Origin of the sequence: Pantoea sp. NGS-ED-1003 (assembly GCF_000738765.1) — a bacterium.
Classification (GTDB): domain Bacteria; phylum Pseudomonadota; class Gammaproteobacteria; order Enterobacterales; family Enterobacteriaceae; genus Pantoea; species Pantoea septica.
This window is the reverse complement of record NZ_JPQA01000007.1, coordinates 54,810-67,082: the sequence shown is the minus strand read 5'-3', so window position 1 is coordinate 67,082 and position 12,273 is coordinate 54,810. Positions and strand designations below refer to the sequence as shown.

General features: G+C 61.1%; 10 protein-coding genes. 8 read left to right on the top strand and 2 right to left on the bottom strand.

Annotation, left to right across the window (positions count from 1 at the left end; translation table 11 throughout):
- Positions 1-27: 27 nt before the first annotated feature.
- The 3 genes from JS46_RS14835 to htpG all read left to right on the top strand — a co-directional run bounded on the left by JS46_RS14835 (position 28) and on the right by htpG (position 2,935).
- Positions 28-357: a YbaB/EbfC family nucleoid-associated protein gene (locus tag JS46_RS14835; RefSeq protein WP_033752664.1), complete on the top strand. Its 330-nt coding sequence runs from the start codon at positions 28-30 to the stop codon at positions 355-357.
- Positions 357-962 (top strand): recombination mediator RecR, encoded by a 606-nt coding sequence (gene recR, locus JS46_RS14830; RefSeq protein ID WP_033752663.1) that lies wholly within the window; start codon positions 357-359, stop codon positions 960-962. Before JS46_RS14835 ends, recR begins: the two co-directional genes overlap by 1 nt.
- A 98-nt stretch (positions 963-1,060) precedes the next feature.
- Complete coding sequence (htpG, locus tag JS46_RS14825; protein WP_033752661.1) at positions 1,061-2,935, top strand: molecular chaperone HtpG; 1,875 nt, start codon at positions 1,061-1,063, stop codon at positions 2,933-2,935.
- Between the two features lie 237 nt (positions 2,936-3,172).
- Here the strand turns inward: htpG and JS46_RS14820 are convergent, their stop codons facing one another.
- Positions 3,173-4,042, bottom strand: a complete 870-nt coding sequence (locus JS46_RS14820) for a LysR substrate-binding domain-containing protein (protein WP_033752660.1) — start codon at positions 4,040-4,042, stop codon at positions 3,173-3,175.
- Positions 4,043-4,214: 172 nt separating this feature from the next.
- On the opposite strand from JS46_RS14820, the gene JS46_RS14815 reads away from it, so the two are divergent.
- From JS46_RS14815 to JS46_RS14800, 4 genes are all read left to right on the top strand, one after another.
- Positions 4,215-5,060 (top strand): DUF6024 family protein, encoded by an 846-nt coding sequence (locus JS46_RS14815; protein WP_033752658.1) that lies wholly within the window; start codon positions 4,215-4,217, stop codon positions 5,058-5,060.
- Between the two features lie 143 nt (positions 5,061-5,203).
- Positions 5,204-5,848 (top strand): adenylate kinase, encoded by a 645-nt coding sequence (adk, locus tag JS46_RS14810; RefSeq protein ID WP_033752657.1) that lies wholly within the window; start codon positions 5,204-5,206, stop codon positions 5,846-5,848.
- Between the two features lie 111 nt (positions 5,849-5,959).
- Positions 5,960-6,919, top strand: coding sequence for a ferrochelatase (hemH, locus tag JS46_RS14805; protein WP_033752655.1), 960 nt, complete (start codon positions 5,960-5,962; stop codon positions 6,917-6,919).
- A 56-nt stretch (positions 6,920-6,975) separates the two neighbouring features.
- Positions 6,976-8,277, top strand: a complete 1,302-nt coding sequence (locus JS46_RS14800) for an inosine/guanosine kinase (RefSeq protein ID WP_033752654.1) — start codon at positions 6,976-6,978, stop codon at positions 8,275-8,277.
- Positions 8,278-8,364: 87 nt separating this feature from the next.
- Here JS46_RS14800 and ybaL read toward each other — a convergent pair whose 3' ends face one another.
- Positions 8,365-10,053: a YbaL family putative K(+) efflux transporter gene (gene ybaL, locus JS46_RS14795; RefSeq protein WP_033752653.1), complete on the bottom strand. Its 1,689-nt coding sequence runs from the start codon at positions 10,051-10,053 to the stop codon at positions 8,365-8,367.
- 450 nt (positions 10,054-10,503) lie between these two features.
- On the opposite strand from ybaL, the gene ushA reads away from it, so the two are divergent.
- Positions 10,504-12,258, top strand: coding sequence for a bifunctional UDP-sugar hydrolase/5'-nucleotidase UshA (gene ushA / locus JS46_RS14790; protein WP_033752651.1), 1,755 nt, complete (start codon positions 10,504-10,506; stop codon positions 12,256-12,258).
- Positions 12,259-12,273 lie beyond the last annotated feature (15 nt).

The following is a 12,273-nucleotide window of genomic DNA, read 5'->3' as shown; positions in this document are numbered from 1 at the left end:
ATGCGGCCTTAGCTGAGAGAGAAAACTATGTTTGGTAAAGGCGGACTGGGCAACCTGATGAAGCAGGCCCAGCAGATGCAAGACAAAATGGCCAAAGTGCAGGAAGAGATCGCCGCGCTGGAAGTGACTGGCGAATCGGGCGCGGGCCTGGTGAAAGTCACCATCAACGGCGCGCACAACTGCCGCCGCGTGGAGATCGATCCCAGCCTGCTGGAAGATGACAAAGATATGCTGGAAGATCTGGTCGCCGCCGCATTCAACGATGCCGCTCGCCGTATCGACGAAACGCAGAAAGAGAAAATGGCCTCTGTTTCCTCGGGCATGCAGCTGCCGCCCGGCTTCAAGATGCCGTTCTGATGCAAACCAGTCCACTGCTTGAATCTCTGATGGAGGCGCTGCGCTGCCTGCCCGGCGTTGGGCCGAAGTCGGCGCAGCGCATGGCGTTTCAGCTGCTGCAGCGCGATCGCAGCGGTGGCATGCGGCTGGCGCAGGCGTTAACGCGCGCCATGTCCGAAATCGGCCACTGCGCCGACTGCCGCACCTTCACCGAGCAGGAAATTTGCACCATTTGCGCCAATCCCCGGCGTCAGCAGAATGGGCTAATCTGCGTGGTGGAAAGCCCGGCGGATATTCACGCCATCGAGCAGACCGGCCAGTTCGCCGGTCGCTACTTTGTGCTGATGGGCCATCTTTCCCCGCTGGACGGCATCGGCCCGCAGGATATCGGGCTGGATCGACTTGAGCAGCGGCTGGAGAAAGAGCCCCTGAAAGAGGTGATCCTCGCCACCAACCCTACGGTTGAGGGCGAAGCGACCGCCAACTATATCGCCGAGCTCTGCGGCCAGTACGGCGTCGAAGCCAGCCGCATCGCTCACGGCGTGCCGGTTGGCGGCGAGCTGGAGATGGTAGACGGCACCACGCTCTCCCACTCGCTGGCGGGACGCCACAAGATTACTTTCTGAACGCTTGCCGACGTCGTTAACGACGTCGGCTTGAAATTTTCCGCACCATCCCCACATCAACTTCAACGTTCGTTCAACCTGATTCCGTTGAGGTAACAATGACCATGAAAGGACAAGAGACGCGTGGCTTTCAGTCAGAGGTAAAACAGCTTCTGCACCTGATGATCCATTCCCTCTATTCAAACAAAGAGATTTTCCTGCGCGAGCTGATTTCCAACGCCTCGGACGCCGCCGACAAGCTGCGCTTCCGCGCGCTGTCGGACGCCAGCCTCTATGAAGGCGACGGCGAGCTGCGCGTGCGTCTCTCTGTGGATAAGGACAAACGCACCCTGACGCTGTCGGACAACGGTATCGGCATGCGTCGCGACGAGGTGATTGAGAACCTGGGCACCATCGCCAAATCCGGCACCAAATCTTTCCTTGAATCGCTGGGCTCAGACCAGGCGAAAGACAGCCAGCTGATCGGCCAGTTCGGCGTCGGTTTCTACTCGGCGTTCATCGTGGCGGACAAAGTGTCGGTGCGCACCCGTGCGGCCGGCGCGGCGGCTGATGAAGGCGTATTCTGGGAGTCGGCGGGCGAAGGCGAATATACCATCGCCGATATCACCAAAGCCGATCGCGGCACCGAGATTACGCTGCATCTGCGCGAAGGCGAAGATGAGTTCCTCGACGCCTGGCGCGTGCGCAGCATTATCGGCAAATATTCCGATCACATCGCGCTGCCGGTAGAGATTGAAAGCAAAGACGAAGAGAACGACACCACCACCTGGGAGAAGATTAACAAAGCCCAGGCGCTGTGGACGCGCAACAAGTCTGACATCAGCGACGAAGAGTACAACGAGTTCTATAAGCATATCGCGCACGACTTTAGCGATCCCGCCATCTGGAGCCACAACCGCGTCGAGGGCAAGCAGGAGTACACCAGCCTGCTCTATATCCCGTCGCGCGCGCCGTTCGATATGTGGAATCGCGATCACAAGCACGGCCTGAAGCTCTATGTGCAGCGCGTCTTTATTATGGATGACGCCGAGCAGTTTATGCCGAACTACCTGCGCTTCGTGCGCGGCCTGATCGATTCCAGCGATCTGCCGCTGAACGTGTCGCGCGAGATCCTGCAGGACAGCCGCGTCACCCAGACCCTGCGCGGCGCGCTGACGAAGCGCACGCTGCAGATGCTGGAGAAGTTGGCCAAAGACGACGCCGAGAAATACCAGACCTTCTGGAAAGAGTTTGGTCTGGTGCTGAAAGAGGGCCCGGCGGAAGACAGCGCCAATCAGGAAGCGATCGCGAAGCTGCTGCGCTTTGCCTCGACGCACAACGACAGCGCCGAGCAGAATGTGTCGCTGGAGGCGTACGTGAGCCGCATGGTGGAAGGTCAGGAGAAGATCTACTACATCACCGCCGACAGCTACGCCGCCGCGAAGAGCAGCCCGCATCTGGAGCTGTTCCGCAAGAAAGGCATCGAGGTGCTGCTGCTCTCCGATCGCATCGACGAGTGGATGATGAGCTATCTTACCGAGTTCGACGGCAAGGCGTTCCAGTCGGTCAGCAAGGCAGACGAGTCGCTGAGCAAGCTGGCGGATGAAGAGAGCGAAGAGCAGAAAGAGGCGGAGAAGGCGCTGGAGCCGTTCGTGGATCGTGTGAAAACGCTGCTGGGTGACCGCGTGAAAGAGGTGCGTCTGACGCATCGTCTGACCGATACGCCCGCTATCGTTACCACCGACGCCAACGAGATGAGTACCCAGATGGCGAAACTGTTCGCCGCGGCGGGCCAGGCGGTGCCGGAAGTGAAGTATATCTTCGAGATCAACCCGGACCACCAGCTGGTGAAACGCGTGGCGGATACCCAGGACGACGCGCGCTTCGGCGAATGGGTCGAGCTGCTGCTGGATCAGGCGCTGCTGGCTGAACGCGGCACGCTGGACGATCCTAACCAGTTTATCCGTCGAATGAATCAGCTGCTGACGGCTTAAGTAACGCTCAATGTCTGATTATTCCAGACGACGCGTCTGCTAAAACGCAGGTAGCGCTGACCGAAGAGCAAAGCGTCCCGCGACAAGGATGTCGCGGGCCGAGCGGCAGGGATGCGAATAGCGACTTTGCGATCGGTCAGCGCTATCTGCGTAAGCTCGCAGCTACAGACATGAAGGCCGGTGCGTATGCATCGGCCTTTTTTTACAGCGATGCGGTCGCGGGTGGCCTGTATGATCTTACTGCTGCGCCGCCTCGCGCAGCCAGTCGCGAAACAGCGTAATCTCCCCGTCGTTGCGCCGCGACTCCTTGGTCATCATCCAGGTCGCGCGATCGGCGCGCACAAAGCCGAGCGGGGCGATCAGCGTTCCCTCTTCAAGCTCTTTGCGCACCAGAAGCCGCGGCGCCACAATCACGCCCAGTCCGTTTTTCGCCGCCTGAATGCCGAGCGTCAAATTGTCGAAATGCTTACCTGACCAGAAATTGCCGCGCACCTCGGCGTTTTTCGCCCACTCCGCCCAGGCGTGCAGGCGCGTATCGACGTGCAGCAGGGGAAGCGCGGCGAGATCCTGCGCGCCGCGAAAGCGCGAGGCGAACAGCGGCGCGCAGAGCGGCCCAAGATAGTCGTCGCCGATCAGCGTCGCATCGATATCCCCTTCGGGCGGCTGCTCATAGCTGAGGATCAGCACGTCGATATGCTCGCTGCGCAGCTGGCTTAGCTCCATCTGCCCCTGAAAGTGGATCTCGATATCGGGATAGCGCTGATAAAAGGTGCTGATGCGCGGGATCAGCCACTGCGACAAAAAGCTCGGCGCGCAGGAGAGGCTGAGATGATGGCGCATGCCGGTGCGAATGCTGGCGCAGGTGGTGGATAGTTCGCTAAAGGCTTTTTGACAGCTGAGCAGCAGACGCTCGCCGTGCGAGGTTAACTTCACGCGTCCGTTGGTGCGCACGAAAAGCGGCTTGCCCATCCAGCTCTCCAGCTGACGAATCTGATGGCTTACGGCGCTGTGCGTAACGTGCAGGTGCTCGGCCGCCACGCTAAAGCTGCTATGCAGCGCCGCCTGGTGAAAATGGTGCAGCGCCCTTAGCGGAGGTAGCCGGGTCATACTCATCCCCTGTGTAAAAACCTAACAGGGATTGTCAGTTTATATCATTTTAAAGTCCAGCCGCATTCCGCTAACCTGGCCCGCTGATTATAGCGGGTTGACTGCCAGGCAAAGCTATGCCTGGTCTGCTGTTGCCGCCATCACCTGACCGATAAAAGAGAACCACGACGCGATGGCATTTCATCCCTGGGCCGATCGACCTTCCGAGGCGCGAGACCGGTTACGCACCCTGTTGTCACGGCATTACCGGCTGGAGCAGTATGATCTGTTCTTCGCCCCTTCGCTGCACGTGGCGCGCATCCTGCTTTCCCAGCTGTTTCTGCGTCAGGAGCAGGCGCGCAACCAGACGCGCTACGCTACCCACTATCCTGTGACGGAGCTGAACGTCTTGCCTGCCGTGCCGCTGATGGCCGGGAATATCAATTTCGTCGCCCACGTCGCGCTGCCGCAAGGTCGCGTGCGGCCGCTGCAAGCGGCCATGCAGCAGGGCGTGGTCGACGCCAGCGAAAGCTTCGCCAGCGTGCTGCATGAAGTGGTGATCGCTCACGCCGGCCTCTTCGTGGCGCGTCTCGACCGCCATGCCGATCTGCCGGGCGGCCTGGTGCTGGTGGCGCTGCGCACCGCCGACTTCAGCACCCTGGTACGCAGCGAGCTGCGCCTGTTCGAACAGGGCCTGCCGCTGGCGGCGCCGGTGCTGGCCGCGCTGGGCCGTCTGCGCGAGCAGGGCTGGCGTCCTTACAATCACGCCAGCGTCGAGGCGATCAGTCTTAATGCGCCGCAGCCGCTCATCTCCAGCCATACGCCGGGCATGCCGTTCGCCAGCTTTTCGCTGCCGCCGAGGCTGCTGGCCGCGCTAAGTCCCGCCAGCGATCTGGAGCTGTGGCCGCAGCAGGGCTATCTGCTGGTGCGCGCCACCCAGCGCGGCGGCGCGCGCAAGCAAACCAACCTGACGCCGCACATCCTCAGGCGCGTTCAGGCGCTGTTCAATCCTGGCGGCGAATCTGAAAAAAGCGAGTAGCCGTGCCTGCCCGTCGCCGTTTATGGAGAAACGGGCTGCCGTTGCCGGCAAGGAAGCCGCGCCTTTCTTGTGGTGAGCGGGTCATAATGGTATGGTCTTCGCCTTCTAGATTGATCAATGCGATTCGCAAGGGGATTTACGCAATGCGTATTATTCTGCTCGGTGCTCCGGGCGCAGGTAAGGGCACTCAGGCTCAGTTCATCATGGAGAAATACGGCATTCCGCAAATCTCCACGGGCGATATGTTGCGTGCGGCGGTTAAAGCCGGCACCGAGCTCGGCAACCAGGCGAAAGCCATCATGGACGCCGGTAAACTGGTCACTGACGAGCTGGTTATCGCGCTGGTAAAAGAGCGTATCGCGCAGGAAGACTGCAAAAACGGTTTTCTGCTGGACGGTTTCCCACGCACCATCCCGCAGGCGGACGCGATGAAAGAAGCGGGCATCAAAATTGACAGCGTGCTGGAGTTCGCGGTGCCTGACGAGCTGATCGTCGATCGCATCGTCGGCCGCCGCGTGCATGCGCCGTCGGGCCGCGTTTATCACGTAAAATACAATCCGCCGAAGGTGGAAGGTCAGGACGACGTCACCGGCGAAGAGCTGACCACGCGTAAAGACGATCAGGAAGAGACCGTGCGCAAGCGTCTGGTGGAATACCATCAGCTGACCGCGCCGCTGATCGCCTACTACAGCAAAGAAGCGGAAGCGGGCAACACCGCTTACCACAAAATCGACGGCACCCAGCCGGTCGCCGAGGTCAGCAAGCAGCTGGCGCGCATTCTCGGCTAACGCCGTTGGGGCTGGCAGTGCCAGCCCCTTTTGCAGTAATTGCTTTTCCCTCTCCCGCTTTCCGCTACAATTCCTCCTGTTTTCACGCATCTCCGCTATCAAGGAATAACAATGAGGCAAGACAAGCCCGGCGTGTTACTGGTTAATCTCGGTACGCCAGACGCCCCCACAACTCCCGCTGTAAAGCGCTATCTGAAACAGTTTCTCAGCGATCCTCGCGTCGTCGATACGCCGCGCTGGCTCTGGTGGCCGATCCTCAATGGCGTCATTCTGCCGTTTCGCTCGCCGCGCGTGTCGAAGCTCTACGCCTCTGTCTGGATGGAGGGCGGCTCGCCGCTGATGGTCTATAGCAAGCAGCAGCGCGAGGCGCTGGCGGCGCGCGTCGATATGCCGGTGGCGCTGGGCATGAGCTACGGCAACCCCAGCCTGCAGAGCGCGGTGGACAGCCTGATGGCGCAGGGCGTCACGCGCCTGATCGTGCTGCCGCTCTACCCGCAGTTCTCCTGCTCCACGGTAGCGGCGGTCTGGGATGGTCTCTACAGCGCCTTCAAAACCGCGCGTACCCTGCCGGATATCAACTTTATTCGCGACTACGCCGAACATCCGGCCTATATCGCCGCGCTGAAAGAGTCTGTCGAGCGCTCTTTCGCGGCCCACGGCCAGCCGGACCTGCTGGTGCTCTCCTATCACGGCATTCCGCAGCGCTTCGCCAGAGAGGGCGACGACTACCCGCTGCGCTGCGGCGATACCACGGCGCTGCTGCAGCAGGCGCTGGGCCTGCGCGACGACCAAATTATGATGACCTTCCAGTCGCGCTTTGGCCGCGAACCCTGGCTGCAGCCCTACACTGACGAAACCATGCAGGGTCTGGCGAAAAAGGGCATTAAGCATGTGCAGGTGATGAGTCCGGGCTTCGCCTCTGACTGCCTGGAAACGCTGGAGGAGATCAACGAGCAGAACCGCGAGTTCTTCCTGCACGGCGGCGGCGAAAAGTTCGAATATATCCCGGCGCTCAACGCCGACGCGGCCCACATCGAGATGATGGTGCAGTTGGTCAACGCGCGTCGTTAAAGCCGCGGCGGAGAATGTGCTATCATCCTCCGCCTGTTTTTCTGACGGCGCCCATCATGAAATTTCCCGGCAAACGCAAATCCAAACACTATTTTCCCGTTAGCGCTCGCGATCCCTTGCTGCACGCCGCCTCGCAGGAGGTGGAAGAGGGCAGCTGGGTCGTGGGAATCGATCAGACGCTGGTGGATATTGAAGCCAAAGTCGATGACGCCTTTCTGGTTCGCTACGGCCTGAGCGCCGGGCACTCCTTAGTGATCGCCGACGACGTTGCCGAAGCGCTCTACCACGAGCTGCTGCGCGATAACCTGATTAGCCATCAGTTCGCCGGCGGCACCATCGGCAATACGCTGCACAACTACTCGGTGCTGGCCGATGACCGGTCGGTGCTGCTCGGCGTGATGTGCAGCAATATTCAGATCGGCGGTTACGCCTATCGCTACCTCTGCAACACCTCCAGCCGGGTCGATCTCAACTATCTGCAGGGCGTCGACGGCGCCATTGGCCGCTGCTTTACGCTGATCGGCGAGCAGGGCGAACGTACCTTCGCTATCAGTCCCGGGCAGATGAACCAGCTGCGCGCCGAAAGCATTCCCGAAGCGGTCATCGCCGGCGCGTCGGCGCTGGTGCTCACCTCTTACCTGGTGCGCTGCGGCGAAGGCGAGCCGATGCCGCAGGCCACCCTGCAGGCGATTGAGTACGCGAAACGCCACAACGTGCCGGTGGTGCTGACGCTGGGCACGAAGTATGTCATCGGCGACAACCCGCAGTTCTGGCGCGACTTTCTGCGCGACCACGTCACCATTGTGGCGATGAACGAAGAGGAGGCGCTGGCGCTGACCGGGGAATCGGATCCGCTGCGCGCGGCCGATATGGCGCTGGAGTGGGTCGATCTGGTGCTCTGCACCGCCGGTCCGACCGGCCTCTATATGGCGGGCTACACCGAGGAAGCGTTCAAGCGCAAAACCAATCATCCGCTGCTGCCTGGCGCGATCGCGGAGTTCAACCAGTATGAGTTCAGCCGCGCCATGCGTCAGCAGGAGTGCGAGCAGCCGCTGCGCATCTTCTCCCATATTGCGCCCTATATGGGCGGACCGGAGAAAATCATGAACACCAACGGCGCGGGCGACGGCGCGCTGGCGGCGCTGCTGCACGACATCACGGCGAATAACTACCATCGGCAAAAAGTGCCGAATTCCAGCAAGCATGCGCGCGAATACCTGACCTATTCGTCGCTGGCGCAGGTGTGCAAGTACGCCAACCGCGTCAGCTATCAGGTGCTTAACCAGCATTCGCCGCGTCTGACGCGCGGCCTGCCGGAGCGCGAAGACAGCCTGGAAGAGTCCTACTGGGATCGTTAAGCCTTGCAGGAAGAGGGCAGGCACCTGCCGGGGCCTGCTTTCTTTCCGCGCGGGCGCCGTGGTAAAACGGCGCTCTGCCTCTGCAGCTTAAATCGGGCACTCGCGTACGATAGGGCGCTCGGCGATCTCCGCCTCCAGCATATGCAGCATGCTGCTGGCGATCTCACGCTCGCCCATCACGACGCGCGTGGCGCCGCGCGCCATAATGTATTCCACTTCATCGTCGTAGTGCGCGCGCGCGATAATCTCGATGTCGTTAAACTTCTCGCGCGCGGTGGTGACGATCTCGCCCGACTCGAAGCCGTTGGGAATGGTCAGCAGCAGCCAGCGCGCGCAGTCGAGCCGCGCCAGCTCCATGGTCTCGGCGCGCACCGCATTGCCGAGCACCGCCCGAATGCCCTGTTCGCGCAGCGCCTCGACGCGCGCGCGCGAGTTCTCCACGACGACGAAAGGCACGTCCGCCTCCAGCAGCTTCTGGCCCAGCAGGCTGCCGACCCGGCCATAGCCGACGATGACCGCGTGATGGCAGATATCCACCGGAATCTGCTTCTCCTCCTCAACCGCCTCTTCCTGCGCCTGCGCCTGACGACTTTCGCTCATCGCCAGGAATCGCTCCAGCAGGCTGAACAAGATAGGGTTGAGCATAATCGAGAGGATCGCCGCCGCCAGCACCAGGTTACGCCCCTCGCTGCTGAGCAGGTTGAGGGAGATGCCGAGTCCGGCCAGAATAAAGGCGAATTCGCCGATCTGCGCCAGGCTGACGGAGATAGTCAGCGCGGTGCGGCGCGAATGGCCCAGCAGCGTCACCAGCAGCCAGGCGGCGACAGATTTGCCCAGCACCACAATCACCAGCGCGCCCAGCACCGCCAGCGGCTGCTCCACCAGGATCATCGGATCAAACAGCATGCCTACCGAGACGAAAAAGAGCACCGCGAAGGCGTCGCGCAGCGGCAGCGTATCGTGGGCGGCACGATGGCTCAGCTCTGACTCATTCAGCACCATGCCGGCGAAGAAAGCGCCGAGGGCAAAAGAGACGTCGAAAAACTCCACTGCGCCGAAGGCGATGCCGAGCGCCAGCGCCAGCACTGCCAGGGTGAAGAGCTCGCGCGAGCCGGTGGCGGCGCTTTTCGCCAGGATCCATGGCACTACGCGGCGGCCCACCACCATCATCAGCACCATAAAGGCGGCGACCTTGCCGATGGTGAGCAGCAGATCCCACGCCAGCAGCTGCGGGCTGGCGTTGCCCTGTTCCAGCATGCCGGCAATGGCGGGCAGCAGCACCAGCGTCAGCACCATCACCAGATCCTCGACAATCAGCCAGCCGATAGCGATCTGGCCGCGCTGGCTGTCAATCAGCTGCCGCTCTTCCAGCGCGCGCAGCAGCACCACGGTGCTGGCGGTGGAGAGACAGAGACCGAACACCAGCCCGGTCATCAGCGACCAGCCCAGCCAGGCGGAGAGGCCCATTCCCAGCAGCGTGGCGACGGCGATCTGCGCCACCGCGCCGGGAATGGCGATACTCTTTACCGCCATTAAGTCCTTCAGCGAAAAGTGCAGCCCGACGCCGAACATCAGTAGAATAACGCCCAGCTCCGCCAGCTCCGGCGCAAGATTGGTATCGGCGACAAAGCCCGGCGTAAAAGGTCCAGCCAGCACGCCCGCCAGCAAATAGCCGACCAGCGGCGAAATGCGTAGCCGCTGTGCGAGCATGCCAAGGAGAAACGCCAGGACCAGCCCCCCGACGATGGTGGTGATCAGCGGTGTGGTGTGATGCATGCCTGTCTCCTTGTGTGCAAATGTATCTGCCTGTAACAATTAAGTTTAAGGCAATGTGCTAATTTTCGCTGTGCTATTTGCGGGATAATAAGAAAAAAGTTTGAAAATAAGAGGAAAGCGGAGTCGAATCGCTGTTTTTCTCTGTTTTCGTCAATCTGAGCCGTAAAGAAGCAAGATTGCGCGGCGCGTAATAACAATATCCTCCTGAAAAATGGCGTTCTGATGACCACTATCGCGCTGGAATGCGTGCCGAAGGGCGCCAGCCGACCTCAGGCAGAGCTTTGCGCCAGCTTTAGCGCTTCGGTTCTTCTTTGGCGATGAGTGTTAAAAGTAATTCAGTGCCAGCGATAGCGGTGTTTCATCTTGAGTTAAACAGTGGAATATGCGACACAGTGGGTCAGCATGCTGACACCACCCGGAACGGGACTGCTTAAAATAAGGAGACAGGCTTTGCTGTTATCACGATGGGCTACCACCGGCCTTGCGCTGCTGGCGCTGACCCCCTTGCTTTCTCAGGCTGCCGAGCCGGATCGCACTTACCGCTTTAGCGTTCTCCACACCAACGACCAGCACGGTCATTTCTGGTACAGCGCGCAGGGCGAATATGGTCTGGCGGCGCAAAAGACCTTAATGGATACGCTGCGCTACGACGTGCAGGCCAAAGGCGGCGGCGCGCTGATCCTCTCGGCGGGCGACGTCAACACCGGCGTGCCAGAGTCGGACGCGCTGGAGGCGGAGCCCGATATTCGCGGCATGAACCTGATCGGCTATGACGCTATGGCGCTCGGCAATCACGAGTTCGACCATCCGCTCGAGGTGCTGCGCAAGCAGGAGAGCTGGGCGCGTTTTCCTTTTCTCGCCGCTAACCTCTACCAGAAAAGCACCGGCCAGCGGCTCTTCAAACCCTGGGCGATTTTCAATCGTATGGGGCTGAAGATCGCCGTGCTGGGCCTGGCGACGCCCGATACCGCTAAGCTGGCGAATCCGGCGCATCTGCGCGATATCGAGTTCCGCGATCCGGTGAGCGAAACGGAAAAAGCGGTGGCGGAGCTACGCGCAGGCGAGAAGCCTGACGTTATTGTGGTGCTGAGCCATCTCGGCTATGACGACAACGGCGAGCATGGCAGCAACGCCCCTGGCGACGTGACGCTGGCGCGCAGCCTGCCGCCCGGCACCGTCGCGATGATCGTTGGCGGCCATTCGCACGATACGCTTTGCATGGCGAAAGAGAACGAACGGGTAAAGGCCTGGCAGCCAGGCGCAGCCTGCCAGCCAGACAAGCAGAACGGCGTCTGGATCATGCAGGCGGGGCAGTGGGGCGAATATGTAGGACGCGGCGATTTTACCTGGCGCAACGGCGAGGTGGCGCTGGAGTCCTACGCGCTGGTGCCGGTCAACCTCAAGCATCAGATCAAAAACGCCGACGGCAGCGAGACCTGGCTGACGTATCAGCAGGAGATCCCGAAAAATACCGCCATGATGAAGCTGCTGATGCCTTATCAGAAACGGGCCGAAGCGCGTCTGAACGTCGCCGTCGGCAGCGCGGCGGGGCCGTTTGACGGCGAGCGCGAGCAGGTGCGTTTTACCCAGACCAATCTCGGGCAGCTGATTCTGCGCGCGCAGATGGCGAAAACCCAGGCGGACTTCGCGGTGATGAGCGGCGGCGGCATTCGCGCCTCGCTGCCGGCAGGCAAGCTGAGCTGGCGCGATCTGCTGCAGGTGCAGCCGTTCGGCAATCAGGTGGTGTCGGTGACGCTAACCGGCGCCGAGGTGAAGAAATATCTCGACGTGGTGGCGAACATCAAGCCTGATACGGGCGGCTTTGCGCAGTTTGCGCACGTCAGCCTGGTGGCGGACGGCAGTACGGTAAGCGATGTGCGGATAAACGGCCAGCCGCTACAGGAGAATAAAACCTACCGCATGGCGACCAACAGCTTTAACGCCGCAGGCGGCGACGGCTATCCGCGCCTCGATACCCATTCGGGCTATCAGAATCCGGGAGATATCGACGCCGAGGTGCTGCGCGACTATGTCAAAGCCCATTCGCCGCTAAAAGCCCCCGACTATGCGCCAACGGATGCGATCCACAGGCTCACGGAAGCGGAGAAAAAGGCGCGTGAAAAGTCGCATAAGCGCAGCTATCCGCAGATGATTCTGGCGTGGCTCTGGCCATGGGGACGGGAAACGGCGCATAACGCGCCGTAACCCCTGGCGATATCC